The following is a 21,572-nucleotide window of genomic DNA, read 5'->3' as shown; positions in this document are numbered from 1 at the left end:
GAATTACGAGCGAGGCTATGCCTTGGCTCCCGCGCCGCTGAGCGCCGAGTGCAAGGTCTCCGCGAACCTATCGGGGTAAGGGGCAAAGCCCATATGGTCGCCGGGAAAGGCGACCCGCTTGGTGCCGAGCTTGTCGGCCAATGCCTTGCCCATGTCATCGATCGGTTGGCCGACGGAGTCTTCGCCGATACCGACCACGACAGGGGCGCCGCGCAGCGCCTCGACGTCGGGTCGGTAGAGCGACAGCGGCATGATGCCGTGCGCCAGCCAGTATTCGAAATTGCCGCTCACCCGGGCAAAGGTTTCGACCTCCTCCGGCGTCGAGGCAAACTGCGGCGCCGCCGGCTGTTCGGTGTCTTCCTGCCCGGCCTCGTCGTGGTCCGGTCCCTCTGACAGGCCATTGTCGCTGAAGAACTTCTGCATCGCCGCCTCGACGCCGTGGCTGCGATAGGTGTCGTGGAGGTCGCGCATGCCGGCCACGGCCTGCGACGGGTCATCGAGCATCATCATGCTGGGTGGCTCATGTGCCACCAGTACACGCACACGCTGAGGATGGCGGGCGGCGAGATTGAGGCCGATCTGGGCGCCGCCGCTGGTGCCGAACACATAGGCCGGTCCGACGCCGAGCGCCTCGATTAACCGTGCGGCATCGTCACCGTGGACATCGAGACTCTGCGCCTCGGCCTGCCCGTCGAACGTGCTGCGCGAATTGCCGCGCGGGTCGTAGGCGACCACCGTGTAGCGGTCGGCGAGGTGGCGCGCGACATCGGCGAAGACGCCGGCGTCCTGCGGCCCGCCGGCGATGATCAGCAGCACCGGGCCGGAACCGCGCGTCTCGTAGTAGAGGCTGGCGCCCGGTACTTTCAGCGTCGAAGCGGTGATACCGTTGCGGGTCGTGTCCTGATAATTCATGGCAATATCTCCTCTGGGTTCGAAAAATGGATGCTCGGCAGCGACGGTTTTGCCTATCTGCTGGCGAGGACCATGCGGTTGCCTTCGCTGTCGCGGAATTCGGCGACGGTGCGGCCTGGCTGCCAGGGTGCTTCCTGCGGCTCGGTGACAATCTCGACGCCCCGCGCCTTCAGGGCCGCGGTCGTTGCCTCGACATTTTCGTCGACCAGCACCAGCACCGGCTCCGCGCTTGGCGCTGCGTCGGCCCGCCTGACGAAATGCAGGTTGGTGACCGCATGGGGAAATGCCAGCTCGATCCAACGCCAGCCACTGTCGCCCATCGGCTCGTCGGCTATGAGCTGGCAGGCAAGTTGATCGGTGTAGAAGGCCTTTGCGCGGTCCTGGTCGAACACGGGAAGTTCGGCAAACTGGATATGCATGATGTCTCTCCTCATCACAGAGACCGCGGCGCGGCCTCGACGGATGAAAGACGACGGAGACGATCGAAAAGATTTGCAGGATGCCAAGAATCTTTTTGGCGATACGCAACGTCTTTCTCGTGCAGACCCACCAATCAGGAGACAACAATGGGCTACAATCTCATCCGCTACGGCGTGAAGGACGCCAGCATCGCCGACAACCGGGCGCTGGTGGCAAAGGTGTTCGAGGCGCTCACCGAAACGAAGCCGCAATCCGTGCGCTATCTGGTGCTGGAGCTGGAGACTGGCGAATTCGTCCATCTCGTCGGCCAGGACAAGGACAGTTCCGCTCTTACCGGGCTCGACGCCTTCAAGGCGTTCAGCGCCGATCACGCAGCGCGGCGCTCCGGGCCACTCACCAGATCGACGGCAAAAATCGTCGGCAACTATCGTATGCTGACGGATGCCGATGAGGTCATGCCAGCCTGACCACGGGTGCCGGTATGGCGTCTGGACCAGCTACGCGGAGAACGAGGACCATGAGCTCACCAAAACTCGACCGCGCGGCGCTGGAGACGATGCTTGCTGGTCTGCGCCCGAAACTGCATCGCTACTGCGCCCGCATGGCCGGCTCGGTGATCGACGGTGAGGACATCGTGCAGGAGACGATGCTGAAAGCGCTGCAGGCGCTCGACGGCAACGTCTTGGTCGAACGTCCCGAGCAATGGCTGTTTCGCATCGCCCACAATGCGGCGCAGGATCATCTGCGCCGGCGCCAGCGGGAGCGGTCGCGTATGACCGAGGCCGACATGACCAAGATCGAGGATCCGTCCGAGAGTGCCGATGCGCGGCTCGCCGCTGCTGCCAGCCTGCGCAGCTTCATGCAGCTTTCGGTGGCGCAGCGCAGCGCCGTGATCCTCGTCGATGTGCTGGGCCTCAGCCTTGCCGAGACCTGCGAGGTGACGGGCGCGACGCTGGCTGCCACCAAGGCGACGTTGCATCGCGGCCGGGGCGAGTTGAAAGCCCTGGCTTCGGCGCCGGAAGAGACAGCCCTGCCGAGACTCGATGGCGACGACGAGCGCCGCCTGCGCCGCTATGTCGACCTGTTCAACGCGCGCGACTTCGATGCGGTCAGGGCGCTGATCGCCGAGGATATCCAGCTCGAGGTCGTCAACCGCGCTCGCCTCAGCGGCAAGGCGCAGGCCTCGACCTATTTCGGCAATTACGACCGCGCCAGCGACTGGGCACTGTCGCTGGGCTTTGTCGAAGGTCAGCCGGCGATCCTGATCCGCGACCCGCAGTCGCCTGACGGCGCGGTGCGCGGCTTCATGCTGGTCGAGTGGCTGGACGAGCAAGTCATCGCGATCCGCGATTTCCGCTACGCGCCCTATTGCATCGCCGATGCGGACATCCGTTTCGTTGAGGACTGACCGAAGTGCCGGGTGGAAAACACAGGCTCGCAATTGGAGGCCGCGTTCCGCGGTCCTGTCGACATCACCAAGCGCGGCAAACGCAAATTCGTGCTTCTGACAGCCGAACAATTCGACCGCCTTACCGGTCGCAGCCCCCAGCGGGCGCACCGTGTCGAGGATCTGTCGGCCAAGGATCGTGAAGAACTCCTCGCCGGCCTCGACGCCGTCGCGCGAGACGATGACTTGGATGACTGAGCCCGACCACGGCCAGGTCATTCTTCTATTCCTATTTGTGGGCACGGGAATATGAGCGGGGCGAGGAAAGCGGGCGCAAGGCTCGGCCGACCTGCGTGATGCTGATTGTCGTGGGCAAGAACGATCGCCGGAAGACCCTGCTCTTTCCCATCACCAGCCAGCCGCCACTTTCTGGTGCGCGCTGCGTGGAGATTCCGGAGACCGAAGCCCGCCGAGCAAAGCTCTACACTCCGGCCTGGGTTATCGTCGACGAGTTCAACACCGATGATCTCGCAACGTCATGGCGCTCGAAGACGCCAAGCCTCTGGGCCAGTTTTCGCGCAAATTCATGTCGCGGATTGCCGCCGAGGCCGCCGCGGCAATCCGCGCAAGCGTTGCGCAAAGCGTTCCCAGGCGATAGCGGCGACCGCAAGGTGTGGTGCCGATCAGTATCATACAGGTAGAGACCGAGAGCACGTCGGATACTCTGGGATGCCGTGACGTGCATTGAGGCGGGAGGCTGGAAATGGTGAGGCATTCCGGCCTGTGATAGGCGCCGACCCTCTCGCTGGCGGCGCGCCGGAAGAAATGGTCGCGCCGAGGCTTGGTACCGACGACGAGAGGGGCTTTGCGCCGCTATGTCGAACTGCTCACTGGCCGACGACAAGACGCAGCACTCGGGCGGCTGGCAAAAGTCGCACACGCCTGCCCCAGTCAAAGGCAATGAAGTCCTGCTCGATGCCATCGGCGAAAATCACGCCGCCTTCATTCATCCGGGAGGTGATCAGAAGAGGCCTTTCGGTGACCTTTCCGGCGCGCAGCCTTGTGGCCGTGGCCACGCTTGGAAAGGGCTCGCGCACCCAGAAGCCGACCGCGTGCTCCTCACGGCCAAGCTCCAGATCGAGATGCGTTGCGTCCATGATCGAGCGGGCCCAACCGGTCGCGCCGGTGCCGGAGGCGACGATGAGACCGCTAGAGGAATGATCCTCCGCTTCGCCTTCGGCCTCGATGCGGTAACGGGCCGACTGGTGGCTGCGATGGCCGACGAAAATTTCATTGAGTGCGAGAAGCGTTTCGCCGCCGTCGAGTTCAGCCTCGACCATCGTTCGCGATTCCATGCCTGCATCCCCCGCGATGCTGGCGGCCAGCAGCCTGGCCAGCCTGCCGACGCCGATTCGCACCAGGACCCCGTCATAGAGATCCGGTGCCGGATTGACGCCAAGGACCGGCTGCCCATCGAGATATTTGGCGACATTGGCAACCAGCCCATCCTGCCCCACCGGCACCACGACGTCGTCAGAGGCGAAGAGAAACCGGTCGAGGTCGGCACGTCGGACCAAAGCCTGCCGCCAGTCCGCGGGCACCGAGCCCCGAGCCGCCGCCAGCACCGCGTGGAAGGCGTGGTGGCGGGCCTCGATATCCTCGATGCGCTGGCCGCGCGTCTGCAGGAAGAAGCGAGCCTGATCGCGCGTGGCGTGGCGCGCGACCAGAAGCTCGTAGTCGGTCTCACGCGTCACGAAGACGGGCGCGGGGACGCTTCACCGTCATTTTCGCCCCTTTCAGCGGGCATCGACGAGTGCCGGGCCCTTGCGGAATTCGCCAAGAACGGTGGCGAGCAGGTCCGGCGTTACATTGAGATGCTCTATCCTGTCCAGCTTGCCGGCGAGCTGCTGGGCGGCGAGGCCGAGCAGGATGGCCGGCGGCAGGTCGCGATAGATCGCGATGCGCTGCCGCTCCGCTTCGGCCCTGGCGCCTTCCACCGTGCGGATACGCTCGGCCTCGGCCGCTGTCTCCACCTGCTGCGCTTCCGCCACGCCGGCGGCGCGGTTGCGGGCATTCTCAGCCTCTTCGGCGATCAAGAGCTTCTCGCGCCGCGCCAGTTCCGTCCTGGTGGCCAGTTCGTTCTCGGCAATGGCGCGCTCCTTCTCGACGGCGAGCGCCCGCCGCTCGAAGGTCGCCTGGTCGGCCTTCTGCTGCAGCGCCTCGAAGGTCGGCGTCTGCAAGGCGCGATCGAGCTCGCTCGTCGGAATGAGGTTGGTGAGCCGTACCGTGACGGCGGCGACGCCGATATCCGTCAGCGCCGGATCGGCGGCAACCACCGCCTGCAGCCGCTCGCGCAAGGGCGCGGGGCCGGCATCGAGCAGGCCCCGCACCGGCGCCTGCCCCAGATATTGCTGCACGGCCTGATTGGCGATGCCGGCAATACGCGCCTGTATCGTCTCGATCGGCTCGCCATGCGTTCTGCCGGTTCTCAGGTCGATGCTGAAATCGACGCGTTCGGCCAGCCGTTTCGGATCGACGACGTGCCAGCCGACCGTGCCCTGCACGGTGACGGTCTGGAAGTCCTGGCTGCGGCCCTTGACGAACAGCGTCATCTCGCGGTCGTCCATCGGCACTTCGGCAATGCTGGCGGTCTCAGGCGCGAACCAGAAGACCAGGCCCCGGCCGCTCTGCATCACCTTACCATTGCGATAGCGAATGACGTGGCTGCTTGCCTCGCTGCGAAGCTGGGCGATGAAACCAAAGTTGCGGATGGTGGCCATGATGGTTCTCCCTCAGTCGGTTACGGACGTTGAAAACGATAAAGCTCCGCCGGGCGATAGGCCGTGCCCGCCTCATGGGCGCCCGTGGCAGTAAGCCAGCCCTTGTCGAGCTGACCGCGGCGGAAGGCCGGCTTGTTGAGCGACGTGCCGAGAATGGCCTCGTGCACATCCTGCAACTGGCGCAGCGTGAAGAGCTCGGGCAGGAACGCGAAGCCGACATCCGAGTAGTCGAGCTTGCCGCGCAGCCGCAGCACCGCCATCGCCAGGATATCGGCGTGGTCAAAGGCGAGCGTCAGCGCCCCGGTTTCCGGCGACAGCAGACCTACCGGACCGCCGGCCTCGCCGGACCAAGGCACTTGGATCGCGGCCGGCAGCAGGGCCGGCTTGCGGCGGACGAAGGGACCGGTCGCCAACTCGCAAACCGATCCAGAAACCAGAGTCAGCGCGTTCTATGCCGGCAGCGCCAGCTGGATGGAGCCACTGACTTTATACGGATTCACGTATATTTACATTTTATACGCGATCGCGATTAAAGCCATATTATACGGCTACGCGTATATTGACAATTTATACGGCTTCGCGTATATTGGTCATTGGAGGCTTCCATGACCGATCAGATCGCCCGCACAGAAAAACAACTCGGCGCCATTGTGCGCCGCGCCCGCAAACGGTCAGGCCTTACCCAAGGCGGACTGGGTGATCGCATTCACCTGCGCCAGGGGACCGTCTCCCGCCTTGAAGCCGGAGAGCCCGCGATCCAGCTGCGGACGCTGATGGCTGCGCTCTCGGCGCTCGACCTCGAACTCGTCATTCGCTCCCGCACGAAGGGCAGCGCCGCCGACATTGAGGACCTGTTCTGATGGGACGACCGCGCGCCCATGCGCCCCTCAACGTCTTCCTGAACGGCCGCCTTGTCGGCGTGCTGCGGCGCGAGTCCACCGGCGCGGTCGATTTCAAATACGCAGACGACTGGCTGTCATTCCGCGGCACCTTCCCTGTATCTTTGTCGCTGCCGCTGCGGGAGGACCGCTATATCGGCGAGCCGGTCATCAATGTCTTCGACAACCTGCTCCCCGACAGCAGCGACATCCGCAAGCGCGTCGCCGAAAGGGTAGGCGCGGCCGGGACCGATGCCTACAGCATGCTGACCGCGCTCGGCCATGACTGCGTCGGCGCGCTGCAGTTCCTGCCCGACGGCGCCGATCCCGGCACCGCCGGTGACGTCAACGGTAAGCCGGTCACCGGCGCCGAGATCGGCGACATCATCAACAACCTCGCCTCCGCTCCGCTCGGTATGGGCGAAGACGAAGATTTCCGCATCTCGATTGCTGGCGCCCAGGAGAAAACAGCGCTGCTGCGAAACGACGGCCAATGGTTCAAGCCGATCGGCACGACGGCAACCACCCACATCTTGAAGCCGCAGATCGGCCGCCTGCCGAACGGTATCGACCTGTCGACCAGCGTCGAGAACGAATATCTGTGCCTGAAGCTGCTGGAAGGCATGGGCGTTCCGGTCGCCTCTGTGGAGATCGCTGATTTCGGGGAGCGGCGCACGCTGGTTGTCGAGCGCTTTGACCGTCTCTGGACAAGAGACGGCCGCCTGCTGCGCCAGCCGCAGGAGGATTGCTGCCAGGCCCTGTCCGTACCGCCGACCAGAAAATACCAGTCGGAGGGCGGCCCCGGCATGCGCGACATCATCAACCTGCTCAAAGGCAGCGACACGCCCGACGCCGACATCCTGACATTCATGAGGGCCAGCATCATTTTCTGGCTACTGGGCGCGACAGACGGGCACGCCAAAAACTTCAGCATCTTTCTGTCACCAGGCGGCGGCTACCGCATGACGCCGCTCTATGACGTGCTGAGCGCGCAGCCGAGCCTCGATACCGACCAAATCCCCCGCAAGAAATTCAAGCTCGCAATGTCCGTTGGCAAGAGCAACCACTACTCGCTGCACGAGATTGTGCCGCGCCACTTCCTGCAGACGGCCGATCTTGCCGGCGTCGGCAAACCGGCGATGTTATCGCTGTGCGATGATCTGGCGGCCAGCGCGGAACGCGGGGCCGCGGCGGTCATCGACAAACTCCCCAAAGGCTTCCCGGAACCGCTCGTCCAATCGGTCATGACCGCGATTGCCGACAGGGCCCGCCTCCTCGCTGATGTGAAGGCCTGACGGCCTGCGCGGCGTCGGAGACGTTCGAAACTACCCCCCACGCGGATTCCCCGAGGAATAGCGGCCGAAAACAACGCGAGACTCCTCCAGCAGACCAGGAAGGAGTCACCGCCATGGAAAGCGGACCGATTGTGGATACCGACCGCATCACCATCACCAAGGCGATGTTAGAAATGATCTCTGGGTGAGCGGCTCAGTCAACGAAAACCCCGCCTACAGCTTCACCGCCAAAGTCTTTGACGTCGGAAGCAGGTATGGGCTGGACGGCGGCCAGATTTCAAAGCTCAGCCTCTACCACGGCGGCCACGAAGTCGCCTCTTACGATCGCGACTGGACAACCCGCCCCAGACACAAGACGACAAGCGCGCAGTCGAGATCATCAAAAGCTCATTCCAGGAGCGTGAATAGACCCAAAACCCCGACACGATCCGGGTGCACCTGCAATGGCCGCCGCCGGCCGCAGCTGCAATGCCGATGACACCGGCCGGGAGCGTTAGCTGCCGGCCGCCGGCGGCCGCCTTCTTGCAATGGGCGCTGCTGCGCACCGCTGCAATTCAGCCTGCTTCGCCTGGAGCCGTCCGTCGCCTCACAAGAGGCGGGCGACGGCGCGACAGCGAACAGGCTGCCGGGCTGCTTTGGTGGCGTGTTCCCGAGCCTCTTTGCGAAAACCTCTAGTGAAGCTGCGGGAACCCCTTGAACGCAGGCTGTACCCTCGTCTTGCGAATTGCATCCGCCCAATGCGCCGCCTCGGTGCTGCCTCTTGCCGCAATTAGTCGGAGTGCGATGTCGACGCGCCCGAGCAAGGGAAGCGACTGCCGTTCGATGGCCTCGTCGATCCATTCTTCGCCATTGTTCATTGCCGCCCTTGGAGGCCGCTCCGGCACGGAGCAGACGTCCGAACTGACGCAAACGGGCACCTGGAGGGTGGTCATGCGCAGTGACTTCGGCCGCACAGGAGTGTAGCCTGACAAGGCTTCCGCCAGCCCGAAGTTCGCCGTATGCCCCGCTTTCTTGCCGTCTACACGATGAAGCCCGAAGACCTTGCCCGCTTTCGCAGCCTGCCCAAGCCCGAGCAAGATGCGATTGATACCGTCGGCTTGCAGCAGTGGGTGGACTGGGAGGAGAGAAACGCCGCATTCTTCCCTGATCGCGGCGGTATGGTCGGCAGAACGACGCGCGTTACAAAAGACGGCATCGCCGACGCCGTGAACCCTTTCTGCGGCTACATTGTCATCGAGGCCGATACCATCGAGGCTGCCGCCCGCCTGTTTGAGAACCACCCGCATTTCACCGTCTTCCCGGGAGACGGCGTGGATATCATGCCCTTCCTCACCGACCCACAATGACTTGAAACTCCAGCTGCCGCTTTCTGATGTCGAAAAGCCGTCTGTCAGCTCTCGGCCGGTAGCACCCTGGCAGAAGTAGGGCGGATGCCAGACGATTTAAGTGGGTATGCGGAGTGGCTGCGACAGATCATTCGATAAAAATCAAGCGAACAGCACGCCTTTATTGACTGCTAAGCCACAAGGATTGCGCTGGGCCGCCAGCTATTTAGAGCCTAGGCCAGTCTCCACCAGTCGGCGGAAAGCTTCTGATCTAGTGGGAAGATCGGGCTAATTGCGACGCCATTCGTCAACGCGAGCAAGCAAGTCACTCGAGAGTCGCAATTCGAAGCGCTCAGTTTTGGTGTCAACAGGATCAGGCGTATTTGACAATGGGCGTGTCCGTAATGTACGGTATGTACGTAACTTGTGGTTCGCGCTTTGCAGCCGAACGACGTGCTCGAACACGTCGCTCGGCCTGACCACAACCCAAGCTGTTTGGAGCTCGGATCATGGCTGATTCCGACAATAGCACGACTTTGCCTTCCGTCACCCGCGGGGGACTATTTCGCGCAACACCGGCTCCAATCGCTGGATCGCAGCCAGGAGCCGTTGCCAGTAACGATCTAGAAAGAGACCAATCAGCCGATCCTGCCGTCGCAGTGTGGCGCGAATGGCAAGCTGCTCATGAAGAGACCGATCGGTTGAGCCGCGAGCAGCAGCGTTTGGAGCGCAAGCTCGCAGAAGAAGTCGGCTTTCCCAATGTGATGATCCAGTTGTCCGATGATGGGCCCGCTACGCTGCGTTCACCCGAGGCGCTTCGCGATGTGCTCGGCGTCGGATCTATGGAGACGGAGGGAGGTGCGAAGGCCGAGGCCGATTTGGCGACTCATAAGGCGCGCTGGGATGCCTATGACCGGGCGATTGGCTATTCTGCCACATTGCGTGCTGAAAGCGAGGCAGCTGGTCGGGCGGAGACTTTGCTTGGGGTATTGTCAGAAACGCCAGCTATCTCCCTTGCCGGTGTCGCAGCGAAGCTTGATGCCATACTCAGGGAAGGGCAGCCGTCGAAGGACGATGCCGAGTTTCCTTGGCCGCAAATCCGCTCGGTCCTGGAGGATATTGGTCGGATCGGTGGGCAGGCAGAGCCAAGCTGACTGCACAAGGCCGTTTCGAGCACTTGGCAGCCTCCCTATCATTCCGAAGTTTGGCGAGTCTCGCGAGGGGAGCCTACCGCGACCAACGTTGGAGAGTCTAAAAAGCAAGCAATTTCAATTGGATGGAATGGCGCACCGGTCAGGATGAAACTGGGCACCGCTATGTCATTGCTGCGCCCATTGATTTTTGAGATCTCCTCGGAGGCAAGGTCGGCTTTGCGCCGATACCGTTGAAAAAGTCCGGGTCGCGGCTGCAAATGGCATTTGCGTAGAATGGTGTTTCCGCAAAGACCCAAAATTGAATCCTGATTCCATGCAATACGCTGGGGTGGAAAGGGATTCTATTATCGGTGGCGACATTGCGGTGCGGCGGACTTTTTCAACAATATCCGCCATGAGCTGCCGTTCGGCGCAAGCGGCCCAACGGCGGAGTTGGCGCGAAGCCGTAGCCGCCCTTGGGTGAGTCCTCCTCTCGATGCAACGTGTCCCGGATCGCGGGTTGGGCAGCAGTTTAGGACGGTTCGCGGGTGTCCCGCCGAATGACCGGCACAAAGAGATACTTCACGACGCGTTCTTTCATCAGCAACAGCGCCTTCGTCGTGTCCATATCGGGGGTCGCGGCCGGTCGGGTGCAGAGATAGAAATCGTCGCTGGTGCTCAGGATGATGCGAGGGTCACCCTCACTGACCTGCTCCCTGAGGCTGGTAACATAGAAACCGCCGGGGTTTGGACGGGCATCGTCCCTTGAGGCGGCCTCGTTGACATGGTCCGAGCCGCAGAGTTTCGCGATGCGGGAATCCGCTTCCGCAGCCGTTTGCGCTGCCAAAAGAAGAGCGAGAGCGATGATGAGCTTGGTGCGTTTCATGTTATCCTCCTTTCCAATCCGGTGCTGCCGGGATCGCTTGGAAGCGAAGGCGCGAAGGCCGAATTGGCTAGAGTTAGGAAGCGCGCCGGGAGGGTGAAATGTCCCGAACGGCTCCTGAAATTGAGCCGAAATCTGCTGAAACGATCACGTTCGGCGGTTTTGTCTTTCTGACGAACCACAAACAGCTTCAACCAGTCGAAGGTAAAGCGGTTGACCTTCGCAGCCAGTCTGCCGAGGTGCTCATCCGTGCTCGCGGCGCGACCGGGCGAGATCGTGTCCAAGGACGCGCTGATGCAGGCGGTTTGGCCCGATACCTTCGTGACCGACGACAGCCTCACGCAATGTATTGCCGATATTCGCCGCGCTTTGGGGGACCACGAGCACGTGATCGTGGAAACCCTCCCCAAGCGAGGCTACCGGCTGAATGCCGATCCATCGGACGCAGCGGACCCAAACGCCGCAGCCGGCACGGAACGTGCCAAGACGCGTTTCTCGCGACGCGGCTTCATTCTGGCTGCAATCGTTCTCGTTGCGGCAGCGATCGGCACATATTACGGCGCACAAATATGGCGAGCCACTCCGGTTCGTTCGAGCGACATGCCGAGGATTGCGATCCTTGCCTTCGACGACATGAGTGCCGGCGCGGACAAGGGATATCTCAGTGATGCCGTCGCTGAGGGGATCATCACCGAGCTTGCGCGGAGCAAGACTTATGCCGTGATCGCGCGGAACTCGAGCTTCAGGTACCGCGACCAGCCGATCGACATCAGGCAGATCGGAGATGAACTCGGCGTCGACTACCTGCTCGAGGGCAGTCAGCAGAAGATCGGAGGCCGGCTGAAAGTGACCGCCCAGTTGCTGAATGCGCATGACGGATCGCATGTCTGGGCCAACACCTACAACCGGGAGATTGGCGATTTTTTCGTCGTCCAGGAGGAGATCATCCGCACGCTTGCGGATCGGGTCGGGTCGAGCATCGAGCGCCCCCTGCCAAAGAGCGACGCCGCGCAGGTCAGCGCGCTCAGCTATTACCTGATGGGGAGGGCCGAGATCGTCGAGGACTTCTCAGCCGCGGGGAACGAGTTGCTGCAGCAGTTCAGCCTCAAGGCCATCGAAGCGGATCCGAACTCCCAATTCGGCTATATCGGGATGGCCTGGACCTATCGCAATGACGCGGTATTCTGGCACAAGCAGGAAAATAACCCCGACGAGGCGTTGAAGCGCGCCGCCGAGTACGCTGACAAGGCAATCCTGCTCGGTCCGTACGATGCCGACTCGCATCATATCCGCGCCCAAATCCATAGCGAAGCCGGCGAGATGGAGCTGGCCCTTGCACGGTTCGACGTGGCGATAGCCCTGAACCCCAGCGACCCGAATATCCTCGTCCACAGTGCGGGCGTGCTGCTCGATGTTGGCCGCACCGACGAAGCGATCGGTCGGATCGAGCAGGCCAAGGGCATCGATCCTTTCTACCCTGACTGGTTCAACTGGCAGATGGGCTGGGCGCTCTACGAAAAGAACGATTGCGGGGCTGCGCTGACGGCGATGCGGAAAATGTCCAGAATCCCGAGCGGCGCACACCGAATGCTTGCCGGGATCCACGCCTGCCTGGGAAACCAGCCGGAGGCAAAGAAAGCGCTTGCGGTTTTCCTCCAGGACTCGCCCGGCGACTCCATCAGCAAACAACGCAAGCAGTGGGAGAAGACCTACCTCGCCCCCGGAGCCCTCGACCGATGGCTCGAACACATGCGGTTCGCTGGGCTGCCGGAGTGACGGCTGACCGTCTGCGGCCCGGCAGAAGCCAATTGGCCGCAAAAAACCGTTGAAGCCTATCTGTTACGAGCGCTGGCTGCCCTCGATGTTGGGTGCGGGAAAGTCGGCAATGCAGCCCGGCTTGCGCCATAGTGCGCTCGCACCCGAACTTCTGGAACGGGGTCAGAACCGGACGTCGCGCCACACGATTTTGGGATGTGCATTACAAATGGCGCGCCCGACAGGATGAAACTGGGCACTCATATGTCATTGTTTGCGCTATCTAATTTCTGTAGCAGCGGTCCGCTTTGGATGGAAACTTGCCATTTCCTTCGTCAATCTCAAGGGGCAAGGAGCGCCACTTTCCGACCTCAGAACCTCTAAGCGCGAACGTCTGGTGTGATGCCCGATGCGCGCGTTCGTAGGGCATCTCGCTGTTACATCGCGGTGACAAAAGCACCGCCACGGTGGCGTCAACCGGTTACCAACGGCAGCAATTATCTCCGGCCTTCTGGGAGTGGCGTGTCAGCGTCCCCAGAGGCTGCGTGGGCGTGTCGCCGGTTGGCTGTTAGCGCGACGACTGGATCGCTCCACGCCTCGCAAGCGGGATAGCGAAATCTCGTGAAGGCAAGGTCAAGCTGCGTTCTCCGTTCTGAATCGGCGACGGGCGGCGGCTGGGAGAGGTGGATGCCATGCACGTTGGGCGTCTGGAAGTTGGCGGGGCATGGGCGCGAGGCAGCCCGCGTGCACGCGCCTGGCCGGGCGGTGCAATGACCGCGCAGCGCCGCCTCGCGGCGATCCTGGCTTGCGACGTGGTCGGCTATTCGCGCCTGATGGAGCGCGACGAGCGCGGCACGCTCGAGCGGCTCAAGACATACCGCAAGAACCTCCTCGAACCGCTGGTCTCCGAGCATCAGGGCCGGATCGTCAAGCTCGCCGGCGACGGCATGCTGTGCGAGTTCGCGAGCGTCGTCAACGCGGTGACCTCGGCGATGGCGATCCAGCAGGCTTTGGCAGAACACGAGGCGGAGACGCCCGAGGAAGAGCGGATTCGCTTCCGCATCGGCGTCAATCTCGGCGACGTGGTCTGCGAGGAGGACGGCGACCTCTACGGCGACGGTGTCAACATCGCCGCCCGCCTCGAAAGCATCGCCGATCCCGGGGCCGTGGTCGTCTCGGGCACCGCCTACGACCACCTTCAGGGCAAGCTCGACGGTGGCTTCACGCCGCTCGGCGACCTGCGCCTCAAGAATATCGAGCGGCCTGTGCGCGCCTATCGCGTCGAGACCGACGCCAGCGCCTCGGTGGCTGCACCGCCTCCCCTGCCCGCGAAACCCTCGATCGCGGTTCTGCCTTTCACCAACATGAGCGGCGACCCCGACCAGGAATACTTCGCCGACGGACTGGTGGAGGACATCATCACGGGATTGAGCCGGGTGAACTCCTTCTTCGTGATCGCCCGCAACTCGTCCTTCACCTACAAGGGCCGGTCGGTGGACCTGCGCCAGGTCGGGCGCGAGCTGGGCGTCCGCTACGTGCTCGAAGGTAGCATCCGCAGAGCAGGATCGCGGGTGCGTATCAGCGGGCAGCTGGTGGACGCGATCAGTGGGCACCATGTCTGGACCGACCGCTTCGAGGGCGACGTGAGCGATATCTTCGACCTGCAGGACAAGGTGACCGAGAGCGTCGTCGGTGCGGTCGAGCCGAGCATCCGGCTGGAGGAAATCAAGCAAGCGCGCATGAAGCCGACCGACTACATCGGTGCCTACGACCTCTACCTTCGTGCGCTGCCGCGCTTCTACAGCATGACGCGCGAAGGCTTCGCCGACGTGCGCCGGCTCACCAACGAGGCGCTCAGCATCGACCCAGGCTTCACCCTGGCGAAGGCACTCGGTGCCTATATCCGCAGCCTGTCCGTGAGTCAGTGCTGGCACGAGCCCGACGATATCCGCGTCGCCGTGCGCATGGCCCGCGAGGTGCTGGCGGACGCGCGAGACGACCCGACAAGCTTGCGTTTCGCCGCGCAGGTGATCGCTTACAGCGCCAAGGATTACGAGACGGCGCTGGACACGATCGAACGGTCCCTGCTCCTCAACCCCAATTCGGCGCAGGGCTATACGGGCAGCGGCTGGGTGAACGCCCATTCCGGCCACTCCCTCGTCGCGATCGAGCACTTCCACAGGGCAATGCGGCTGAGCCCGGTCGACCCCGAGAAGGGCATCGCGCTCTCCGGCATCGGGATGAGCTACCTGATGCTCGAACGCTACGAGGAAGCGCTGGCTTGGGGAGAACGAGCGCTGCGCGAGATGCCGAATTACGGCTCCTCGCACCGGGTGGTGATCATGGCGCTGGTCAAACTCAATCAGCCGGACGAAGCGCAGGCGGCGGCGCGGCGGCTGATGGAGGCGTTCCCGACCTACACGCTCGGCCTGCAGAGGCAGATCAACCCGTGGCGGGACAAGGTGTTCGCCGAGCGCTACGTCGAGGCGCTGGGTATTGCCGGCGTGCCGGAGTGATCGTCGCGTTTGCAAAGATGCCGCGCGTCACGTCCGGCCAGGCGACGTCCCTTGATCCCGCGTCGCTTCTGGAAGGATAGTTCTCTGGCCGGCTTGTCCGAGGACTGAGCGCGTAGAGCAGCTGTGAACAGCCGGCGAGCTCTCTGTTGGGTTCGCGTCGAAGGTTCCGGTTTCCACCCTGACGAGATCGACGGTCCAGACAAATGTCGCCTTCGGGTCACTGTCGCAAGTTCAGCTGAGGACGGGCGAGTTTCTGCTTGGAGTCGGAAAGCCGGCCCCCAGTACCCAGTTTTGTTCTGGAATGGCGGAAATTTGGCGCGCCGGACGAGATGAATATGGGCACCACTATGTCATTGCCGCGCCTATTGATTTCTGAAATCGTCGCTCGGAATGGAAGGTTCGCCTTGCGCGCCATAAGCAGACGAAGAATGGAGCCCGGCACCCCTGCAATGGGCGCCGGCCTCACCACACTCGAACTCCGAAAATCCCCGAAACGTGTTGCGGCCGAGCGCTACAAGAGCGATAATCAGTGCCCGAACGGAATGACGCAGACGGCTTCGTTTGCCGCGGGGCTGGTAGCGGCCCGAGAAGGGCAAATCAGGGAGTTCGCCATGCACAATGTCTCTCGGCGAAATGCCATTCACCTCGTTATGGCGGTCGCAGCCGCCCTGTCTGCGAGCTCGATGCCCTCTTTTGCCACGGAAGCGGTTCCGCTGGCGATCAAGGGTTATGACCCGGTCGCCTATTTCACCACCGGAAGCCCCACGCGCGGGCTGCCGGAGATCGAGTACGAATGGGACGAGCACCGCTACCTCTTCGCGAGCGCCGAGCATCGCGAGCTTTTCAAGGCCGATCCTGTTCGCTACGCGCCGCAGTTCGGAAATTTTTGTGCAATGGCGCTGGCCCTGGGCGAGGTCGACGAGGCCAACCCGGAGAACTGGCTGATCAGCGACGGCAAGCTTTATATTTTCGGCAAACCGGCCCCGATGGGACCCGCGCTCTTCCAGCAGGACCTTGCTGCGAACATCGCGAAGGCCAACCAGAACCGCGCGCTACTTGAAGGACATTAGCGGTTCATTCTCTCGGCCGGTCGCAGGTCGCCTGTGACGGGGTAGAGGCGGGCCTTGCGGAATCCGTCGCGCAGATGTTCGAGATCGCCGGAGTTTAGAAACTTGGTTCCGAACTCCTGCGGGTCGAAGGTTGGGTCGATGCGGCGTATCATCGTCACGACACGCGCAGCGTCCTCCGCTCGGTTGTGTTGTGCATAGGCGGCCGCCAACAGGATACGGCTGAAGTTCGCGCCGGCGGTTGTTCGAAGACTAAGTTCCGCCTGTTCGATCGCCGCGTCGTAACGCCGTTTCAGATAGTAGGCCAGGCTCAGCGCAAAGCGATCGATCGCATTGAGATCGGGGTCGATACGCTGCGCCTGCTCCAAGGCCTCGATCGCCGCATCCGTCTGTCCCAGCCACAACAGGATGGTGCCGCGCCCGGCGAGGCCGTGGGCATCGTTTGGATTGATCGCAATGGCGCGCTCGATCTCCGCCTCTGCCTCGTTGTATCTCTGACGAAAGAGGTGGATGTGGCCGAGAGTGATGCGCGCGCGCACTTCGGAATCATCAAGTCTCAGCGCCTTGATTGCCAGTTCCTCGGCACGGCTCAGGAAGGCGGTTGGCGATTCCGCCCAGCCCATCGAGCTGGCAAGATGATAGGTTTCGGCAAGTGCCGCATAGGCAGCAGCGTAGTTCGGGTCAAGATCGATGGCGCGTTTGAGCAGGGCGCGCGCCTCCACATTGTTTGCGTGCGTCGGGCGCTGCAATGCCGGCCTGGCGCGCAGCACGTAATCATAGGCTGCGAGATTTTCGGTTGGCTTTGCGAACACCCGATTTTGTTCGATCTGCGTCACGCGAATCGCCAGGACTCTGACAATGTGACTGACAATGTTGTCCTGCAGCGCAAACACGTCCGCCAGCACCTCCTCGAAGCGTGCAGACCAAAGCACTCGTCCCTGCCTTGTGTCGACGAGTTGCGCGATGACCCGCACACGGTCGCCGGTCTGGCGAACGCTGCCTTCAACCAGATAGGTGACGGCGAGACCGCGGCCGATCTCCTCCGGGCTTGCGGGCGTTCCTTTGTAAGGGAAGACAGCGTTCCACGACATCACGGTCAGCCCGGAGAACCGACCCAGTGCGTTGATGATATCCTGCGTCAATCCATCCGCGAAATGCTCACGAGCCGAATCGTCGCTGTGGTTCAGGAACGGGAGAATGGCGATTGCGGGTTTCGTGCCAACTTCAGCACTTTTTGTGAATTGATCGCCAGAGCGCAGACTGCTGAGAAATTTCCACTCAAAGCCAAGACCGGTCCACAGAGCGCCTACAATAAGCAAAATCATCAGAGCCAGAGCGGCGAACAATCCGCGGCGCCAGCCGGCGAGCGCCGGAGCGGCTGTGGCGTCGAGCCGCACGCGAAAGGCGCGCACCGGCCGAGCGATGTTCTTGAGCTTCTGTTCGCCGATATCCTCAAAGGCAATGTCGAGCTTGCCTTGCGCGTCTTCCTGCACGCGGGCCGAGACGCAGATGCCGCCAGGCTCCGCGAGCCCCTCCAAGCGAGCCGCCACGTTGACGCCATCCCCAAAAATGTCATCACCCTCGATGATGATGTCGCCGACATTGATGCCGACGCGGAACTCGATGCGTTGTCCTGCCGGCGCCGCGACATTGCGTTCCGCCATGCCGCGCTGGATCTCGACGGCGCAGCGCACGGCCTCGACCACACTCGCGAACTCGACCAGCATCCCATCGCCGGTGGTCTTGACAATCCGCCCGCGGTGTTCGTTGATCTTTCGGTCGACCAGAGCACCCCGATGCGCTTTCAGCTGAGCGAGCGTACCTTCCTCGTCGTTGCCCATCAGCCGGCTGTAGCCGGCGATGTCGGCCGCTAGAATGGCCGTAAGTCGCCGCTCAACATGCTCGATTGACAATCCGACTCTCCCAGCGCGGAGTAGCCCACCACATCGGCAGCAAGAATGGCAGTAAGCTCGCGATCCACGACGGCGTTTTTTAAGACCACTTATGCCCGAGGAATGCACCGTAGCAGAAGTCGGACGCATTGTATCGCCGCAAGGCCCTTTGCTGTGCATGCACCGGAAGGTCTGGAATGGATCGATAGCGTTGAAAAAGTCGAACGGGGACGTGCGGTCTACAACGATATCGATCAAAACCGGACGTACTTGGCACTGTAATCGACCAGGATGTGAAACTCGTCCTTAGCGATTTTCGACAGTTGGGCGGCAGGCTTCCCGGTGCTTGTGTAGGGCAGAAGCATGGGCGTCACTCTGGGACCCTTGTGCGGCTTCACTCTGTTTTTCGAGTTGGGATAACCAAGGCAGGTGTAGGTCCGGCCTTCGGTCGAAGCCACCGACCGGCTGATGTCCGCCTCCGTGATAAATTTTGCAACTGACAGGGCTGCCAACAGATCGGCATCGACCGGTGCGATGGCAAAATCAGCATGGTCCCTTGCACGCTTGCCCGTCAGGCGCGGTGGTCACAAGCGCCTCAAACTGCAAGAGCTTGAACTGGTCGGCTCCCAGGTAGAGAGACGTTTCGCTGTTAGCGTCGATCACATGGGCAGCGGTCAGCAGGAATCGTCCTTCCGGAAGCTCAAGAAGCAATGCTGTCCCGATTTGATCGGGAGTGCCCTTGTCGGTCACACCATAGATTGGCCTTACCGCGTCCCGGAATTTGGCAAGCGCGGCCTGCGCCGCTTCATCAAGGTATTCTCGTGTGATTTCATCGATCGTCTTAATCGCCATGCCCGTTTGCGCCTTCGCGCTTAACTCTAGCTGCTTCGTCTGGAGCCGCCCGTCGCCTCACCCGATGCGGGCGACGGCGATACAGACGAGAAGCCTGCTTTGGTGGTGTGTTCCAGAGCCTCTTCTTGCGCAAGGGATCGTCACCCACCGGGCCGAGACGCAGAGCGGCTCGCGGCGTGCGCCTAGAGCCCGGCCCGCCAGGGTGCGCCACACTACCTAACAATAGTCGTCGATCGAATCCTCATACCCATCCGTCGGCGCGCCGATCGCAAGGCAGTGAGCCTTCATCGCGCCTTCCAATGAGAAGAACATGCCGCCTGACTCATGGCAGATCATCTCACCCTCCAAAAACACGCGCGCACGGCTCCAGCCCTTGATCCCGGAAGGAGTGCTGCACACGACTGACAGCGCGCCGTCAGGTCCGATTGCCGCCTCCAAGACCGTGTTCTCGCCATACTGGTTGCGTCCGAAAACCGCGCCCGGCACAAGGCGCGCCAAATAGTCCTGAAGAGCCCCCGGCGATACCGCCCCGGGACAGTTTGGAAACTCTGTCGGTGTCCTCCATTTCCGCTGAACAGCCTGCGCCGTCAGCGAGGGCGTATCGAGAAGTTTCGGCTCGGGAGCCATGACCCGAACATAGCCCTGACGCCGAGGTGCAGCGCCCATAACGCCTGACGTGAATGTCGGCACTTCGAAGGCCTCGCGCTGAATGGCGCTCAACGCCGAAACATCGAAGTTTTCCGGCTCCGGCGGCGTGGATATTCTACCGGGCTCATAGAGCCAATCGCCGAGCGCCCCGCCGGTCCCAACCTGTCCGGTCTCGGCCCAGGCTAGCAGCCGCTTGCGGCACTCCTGCGCCTCCTCCTTCGTGACGACCTTCATCCACTCCCACTTCGGAACGAAGGACGCACCCGGATTCTCAAAGAACGCTTCGAGCGAGCCATAGGCGATAATGATGCGCGCGCGGGTGATAGGATTGAGAAGGATGTTTTCCAGCCGTGTAACCCAGCGCAGGTTTTCGGGGCGGTTGTTCAGCCTGTTCGTGTCGATGTGATCGACGACATGATCTGGTGATGGCCCCGGCCCGTGAAAGGCCCTCGCGACGATCCTATGCACGACATGCCCGGCGATCTCGAAGTAGCCGGAATGCCGGTTGAAGGTCCCGAACGTCCAGACTTCGTCCAGCAGTCTGCGCCGGGCGTTCGGGCGCACGCATCGGGACACCGCGCCGTTATCTCGCACAAGGAAGATTTCGTCCTTGAAAGCGACTTCAAGGACCTTCTCGAAAATAGAAAGAATGTCAGCAAGCGGCGGCTGCTCGGCAGTCAAATCCAGTGCCGGCATCCGCGCAAACGCACCCGTGTCGTGCATGGCACGCCGCCGTATGTAGGTTGTGGGACTCATCAGCCTTGCCAGTACATACTGGTGCTGGATTCTTAGTGGCCGCAGGTATTCGAAGGTGCCAGGCGCAGCCTTATGCTCACATGCACGGGAAAAGTCTGCCTTTCCTCTGGATAGGTGTCAACCACGCTCATACAAGCGAAAATCGTGCCCCCCGCGAGGATCAAGCGAGGAAAAAGGCGCTAGGCGCTCTCTAGATTTGCCTTGAGACAACGTGCAGATCAGGAGAAGACAATTGTCAGAAGGCAAAGGCAACGATACGGCCTTCATCGAAGGGTTCTCCGGCCCAGACACCGCCTATGCCTGGATCGCGCAAGTATCCCGGGAGCCTTCGGAACAAGGGCTTGACGGCGGCCGCATCCAGTACCTGAATATCACCAAGTGGGGTGACAACAGCTTCGACGCGCCTATAGCGCGCTATGAGAATGGAATGCTCAGATACGCATCTGTAGACTCTCACGCTGCTGAGGTGGTCAATGAAATTAAAGAGAGTTTCAGCGACCGGAACATCGGGCATTGGCGTGATTGCTTCCCGCAGGAAGAAAAGCAGGAAATTAGGATAAGCCGTTCGGGGTCCCGCACGAGGAGCGATTCTGACGGTCGCGAACGCTAACACCGCTGGCCGGTCCAACTTTCTGCGCCAAGGCTCCGACGTTCATGCGATTATTCTTGCATAGAGATTGTCAGTCTCTCTCACAGATTGGACATCACCGTTTCTGGCACTTTCCAGAGGCCGCAGGCGGAGAATGCTTCTGTCATCTCCTTTGGCCTCCATCAGGACTTCGCTGCCGTTGAGGAACAGGGCTTGATCGCCGGAATTGAGTTCGGCCCAAAAGCCGTCAGTAGCTATCACCAGCTCCCTGTCAAACGCCATCGCCATCGCGTCGGGCGGCATGAACTCCCTTGCACGGAAACTGCGCGTCAATCGCTGGCGGGCCGGAACATCTACGTAACCGGTGTTCTGCCCCCACATTGCCCGCTGTCGCCTGATCTGTGATCGAGTTTCCATGGACGAGCGACAAGGAGTTTCTCCATGGACACTACATTGGAGGTTCTCACGACCCGGCGGAACCGAC

22 protein-coding genes and 2 pseudogenes are annotated in these 21,572 nt (G+C 62.0%); 13 read left to right on the top strand and 11 right to left on the bottom strand.

What is annotated here, in order from left to right:
* Positions 1–15: 15 nt before the first annotated feature.
* Together D3227_RS00120 and D3227_RS00115 are read right to left on the bottom strand one after the other, a co-directional pair.
* On the bottom strand, positions 16–912 hold the full coding sequence (locus tag D3227_RS00120) for an alpha/beta hydrolase (RefSeq protein ID WP_120011681.1): 897 nt from the start codon (positions 910–912) through the stop codon (positions 16–18).
* Positions 913–965: 53 nt separating this feature from the next.
* Positions 966–1,331 (bottom strand): VOC family protein, encoded by a 366-nt coding sequence (locus D3227_RS00115; RefSeq protein ID WP_120012145.1) that lies wholly within the window; start codon positions 1,329–1,331, stop codon positions 966–968.
* A 147-nt stretch (positions 1,332–1,478) separates the two neighbouring features.
* Between D3227_RS00115 and D3227_RS00110 the strand changes: the two genes are divergently transcribed.
* The 4 genes from D3227_RS00110 to D3227_RS00095 all read left to right on the top strand — a co-directional run bounded on the left by D3227_RS00110 (position 1,479) and on the right by D3227_RS00095 (position 3,420).
* Positions 1,479–1,799, top strand: coding sequence for a hypothetical protein (locus tag D3227_RS00110; protein ID WP_245451604.1), 321 nt, complete (start codon positions 1,479–1,481; stop codon positions 1,797–1,799).
* Between the two features lie 50 nt (positions 1,800–1,849).
* Positions 1,850–2,740 carry a sigma-70 family RNA polymerase sigma factor gene (locus tag D3227_RS00105; protein WP_120011680.1) on the top strand — a complete coding sequence of 297 codons (891 nt, stop codon included), beginning with the start codon at positions 1,850–1,852 and terminating at the stop codon, positions 2,738–2,740.
* A 12-nt stretch (positions 2,741–2,752) separates the two neighbouring features.
* Complete coding sequence (locus tag D3227_RS00100; protein WP_120011679.1) at positions 2,753–2,977, top strand: type II toxin-antitoxin system prevent-host-death family antitoxin; 225 nt, start codon at positions 2,753–2,755, stop codon at positions 2,975–2,977.
* Between the two features lie 98 nt (positions 2,978–3,075).
* A complete protein-coding gene (locus tag D3227_RS00095) occupies positions 3,076–3,420 on the top strand; it encodes a hypothetical protein (protein ID WP_245451603.1) in 345 nt (114 codons plus the stop codon).
* Positions 3,421–3,606: 186 nt separating this feature from the next.
* Here the strand turns inward: D3227_RS00095 and D3227_RS00090 are convergent, their stop codons facing one another.
* The 3 genes and pseudogenes from D3227_RS00090 to D3227_RS00080 form a co-directional block, all read right to left on the bottom strand.
* A complete protein-coding gene (locus tag D3227_RS00090) occupies positions 3,607–4,473 on the bottom strand; it encodes a diacylglycerol kinase catalytic domain-containing protein (RefSeq protein WP_120011678.1) in 867 nt (288 codons plus the stop codon).
* Positions 4,474–4,515: 42 nt separating this feature from the next.
* The gene (locus D3227_RS00085) at positions 4,516–5,499 is read right to left on the bottom strand and encodes an SPFH domain-containing protein (protein WP_120011677.1); all 984 of its coding nucleotides are present in this window, start codon (positions 5,497–5,499) and stop codon (positions 4,516–4,518) included.
* A gap of 20 nt (positions 5,500–5,519) precedes the next feature.
* A pseudogene (locus D3227_RS00080) lies at positions 5,520–5,798 on the bottom strand (NUDIX hydrolase); the annotation flags it as partial.
* A 306-nt stretch (positions 5,799–6,104) separates the two neighbouring features.
* On the opposite strand from D3227_RS00080, the gene D3227_RS00075 reads away from it, so the two are divergent.
* From D3227_RS00075 to D3227_RS44235, 3 genes are all read left to right on the top strand, one after another.
* On the top strand, positions 6,105–6,359 hold the full coding sequence (locus D3227_RS00075; protein WP_120011676.1) for a helix-turn-helix domain-containing protein: 255 nt from the start codon (positions 6,105–6,107) through the stop codon (positions 6,357–6,359).
* Positions 6,359–7,672: a type II toxin-antitoxin system HipA family toxin gene (locus tag D3227_RS00070; protein ID WP_120011675.1), complete on the top strand. Its 1,314-nt coding sequence runs from the start codon at positions 6,359–6,361 to the stop codon at positions 7,670–7,672. The genes D3227_RS00075 and D3227_RS00070 overlap by 1 nt, the downstream gene beginning before the upstream one ends.
* A gap of 184 nt (positions 7,673–7,856) precedes the next feature.
* Positions 7,857–8,150 (top strand): DUF7678 domain-containing protein, encoded by a 294-nt coding sequence (locus D3227_RS44235; RefSeq protein ID WP_425374475.1) that lies wholly within the window; start codon positions 7,857–7,859, stop codon positions 8,148–8,150.
* A 193-nt stretch (positions 8,151–8,343) separates the two neighbouring features.
* On the opposite strand, the gene D3227_RS00065 is transcribed toward D3227_RS44235, so the two are convergent.
* On the bottom strand, positions 8,344–8,604 hold the full coding sequence (locus D3227_RS00065) for a hypothetical protein (protein WP_208646328.1): 261 nt from the start codon (positions 8,602–8,604) through the stop codon (positions 8,344–8,346).
* A gap of 66 nt (positions 8,605–8,670) precedes the next feature.
* On the opposite strand from D3227_RS00065, the gene D3227_RS00060 reads away from it, so the two are divergent.
* Both D3227_RS00060 and D3227_RS00055 read left to right on the top strand, forming a co-directional pair.
* Positions 8,671–9,018 carry a hypothetical protein gene (locus D3227_RS00060; protein WP_120011673.1) on the top strand — a complete coding sequence of 116 codons (348 nt, stop codon included), beginning with the start codon at positions 8,671–8,673 and terminating at the stop codon, positions 9,016–9,018.
* Positions 9,019–9,506: 488 nt separating this feature from the next.
* On the top strand, positions 9,507–10,151 hold the full coding sequence (locus tag D3227_RS00055) for a hypothetical protein (RefSeq protein ID WP_120011672.1): 645 nt from the start codon (positions 9,507–9,509) through the stop codon (positions 10,149–10,151).
* Positions 10,152–10,662: 511 nt separating this feature from the next.
* Here D3227_RS00055 and D3227_RS00050 read toward each other — a convergent pair.
* Positions 10,663–11,016, bottom strand: a complete 354-nt coding sequence (locus D3227_RS00050; RefSeq protein ID WP_120011671.1) for a hypothetical protein — start codon at positions 11,014–11,016, stop codon at positions 10,663–10,665.
* A gap of 246 nt (positions 11,017–11,262) precedes the next feature.
* Between D3227_RS00050 and D3227_RS00045 the strand changes: the two genes are divergently transcribed.
* From D3227_RS00045 to D3227_RS42535, 3 genes are all read left to right on the top strand, one after another.
* Positions 11,263–12,789 carry a winged helix-turn-helix domain-containing tetratricopeptide repeat protein gene (locus D3227_RS00045; RefSeq protein WP_208646327.1) on the top strand — a complete coding sequence of 509 codons (1,527 nt, stop codon included), beginning with the start codon at positions 11,263–11,265 and terminating at the stop codon, positions 12,787–12,789.
* A gap of 749 nt (positions 12,790–13,538) precedes the next feature.
* The gene (locus D3227_RS00040; RefSeq protein WP_120011669.1) at positions 13,539–15,284 is read left to right on the top strand and encodes an adenylate/guanylate cyclase domain-containing protein; all 1,746 of its coding nucleotides are present in this window, start codon (positions 13,539–13,541) and stop codon (positions 15,282–15,284) included.
* Between the two features lie 335 nt (positions 15,285–15,619).
* Positions 15,620–16,354 carry a YHS domain-containing (seleno)protein gene (locus D3227_RS42535; RefSeq protein ID WP_245451602.1) on the top strand — a complete coding sequence of 245 codons (735 nt, stop codon included), beginning with the start codon at positions 15,620–15,622 and terminating at the stop codon, positions 16,352–16,354.
* Here D3227_RS42535 and D3227_RS00030 read toward each other — a convergent pair.
* The 3 genes from D3227_RS00030 to D3227_RS00015 all read right to left on the bottom strand — a co-directional run bounded on the left by D3227_RS00030 (position 16,351) and on the right by D3227_RS00015 (position 20,499).
* Positions 16,351–18,501: an adenylate/guanylate cyclase domain-containing protein gene (locus D3227_RS00030; protein ID WP_245451601.1), complete on the bottom strand. Its 2,151-nt coding sequence runs from the start codon at positions 18,499–18,501 to the stop codon at positions 16,351–16,353. The genes D3227_RS42535 and D3227_RS00030 overlap by 4 nt on opposite strands.
* 285 nt (positions 18,502–18,786) lie before the next feature.
* Entirely contained in the window at positions 18,787–19,095 is a 309-nt protein-coding gene (locus tag D3227_RS00020; RefSeq protein ID WP_120011666.1) for a hypothetical protein, read from the bottom strand.
* 216 nt (positions 19,096–19,311) lie between these two features.
* A complete protein-coding gene (locus D3227_RS00015) occupies positions 19,312–20,499 on the bottom strand; it encodes an HNH endonuclease signature motif containing protein (RefSeq protein WP_208646326.1) in 1,188 nt (395 codons plus the stop codon).
* Positions 20,500–20,731: 232 nt separating this feature from the next.
* On the opposite strand from D3227_RS00015, the gene D3227_RS00010 reads away from it, so the two are divergent.
* Positions 20,732–21,109: a DUF7678 domain-containing protein gene (locus D3227_RS00010; RefSeq protein WP_120011664.1), complete on the top strand. Its 378-nt coding sequence runs from the start codon at positions 20,732–20,734 to the stop codon at positions 21,107–21,109.
* 42 nt (positions 21,110–21,151) lie between these two features.
* On the opposite strand, the pseudogene D3227_RS00005 reads toward D3227_RS00010, so the two are convergent.
* A pseudogene (locus D3227_RS00005) lies at positions 21,152–21,572 on the bottom strand (hypothetical protein); the annotation flags it as partial.

This window comes from Mesorhizobium waimense, from assembly GCF_003601975.1.
Classification (GTDB): domain Bacteria; phylum Pseudomonadota; class Alphaproteobacteria; order Rhizobiales; family Rhizobiaceae; genus Mesorhizobium; species Mesorhizobium waimense.
Note: the sequence above shows the minus strand (reverse complement) of the source record. Positions and strands in the feature narration are given on the sequence as shown.

What these genes read in the sequence shown, in the direction of transcription:
- D3227_RS00120 (WP_120011681.1), bottom strand. Translation starts at nt 912, where the DNA reads ATGAATTATCAGGACACGACCCGCAACGGTATCACCGCTTCGACGCTG.
- D3227_RS00115 (WP_120012145.1), bottom strand. Translation starts at nt 1,331, where the DNA reads ATGCATATCCAGTTTGCCGAACTTCCCGTGTTCGACCAGGACCGCGCA.
- D3227_RS00110 (WP_245451604.1), top strand. Translation starts at nt 1,479, where the DNA reads ATGGGCTACAATCTCATCCGCTACGGCGTGAAGGACGCCAGCATCGCC.
- D3227_RS00105 (WP_120011680.1), top strand. Translation starts at nt 1,850, where the DNA reads ATGAGCTCACCAAAACTCGACCGCGCGGCGCTGGAGACGATGCTTGCT.
- D3227_RS00095 (WP_245451603.1), top strand. Translation starts at nt 3,076, where the DNA reads ATGCTGATTGTCGTGGGCAAGAACGATCGCCGGAAGACCCTGCTCTTT.
- D3227_RS00085 (WP_120011677.1), bottom strand. Translation starts at nt 5,499, where the DNA reads ATGGCCACCATCCGCAACTTTGGTTTCATCGCCCAGCTTCGCAGCGAG.
- D3227_RS00075 (WP_120011676.1), top strand. Translation starts at nt 6,105, where the DNA reads ATGACCGATCAGATCGCCCGCACAGAAAAACAACTCGGCGCCATTGTG.
- D3227_RS00070 (WP_120011675.1), top strand. Translation starts at nt 6,359, where the DNA reads ATGGGACGACCGCGCGCCCATGCGCCCCTCAACGTCTTCCTGAACGGC.
- D3227_RS00065 (WP_208646328.1), bottom strand. Translation starts at nt 8,604, where the DNA reads ATGACCACCCTCCAGGTGCCCGTTTGCGTCAGTTCGGACGTCTGCTCC.
- D3227_RS00060 (WP_120011673.1), top strand. Translation starts at nt 8,671, where the DNA reads ATGCCCCGCTTTCTTGCCGTCTACACGATGAAGCCCGAAGACCTTGCC.
- D3227_RS00055 (WP_120011672.1), top strand. Translation starts at nt 9,507, where the DNA reads ATGGCTGATTCCGACAATAGCACGACTTTGCCTTCCGTCACCCGCGGG.
- D3227_RS00050 (WP_120011671.1), bottom strand. Translation starts at nt 11,016, where the DNA reads ATGAAACGCACCAAGCTCATCATCGCTCTCGCTCTTCTTTTGGCAGCG.
- D3227_RS00040 (WP_120011669.1), top strand. Translation starts at nt 13,539, where the DNA reads ATGACCGCGCAGCGCCGCCTCGCGGCGATCCTGGCTTGCGACGTGGTC.
- D3227_RS42535 (WP_245451602.1), top strand. Translation starts at nt 15,620, where the DNA reads ATGGGCACCACTATGTCATTGCCGCGCCTATTGATTTCTGAAATCGTC.
- D3227_RS00020 (WP_120011666.1), bottom strand. Translation starts at nt 19,095, where the DNA reads ATGGCGATTAAGACGATCGATGAAATCACACGAGAATACCTTGATGAA.
- D3227_RS00015 (WP_208646326.1), bottom strand. Translation starts at nt 20,499, where the DNA reads ATGAGTCCCACAACCTACATACGGCGGCGTGCCATGCACGACACGGGT.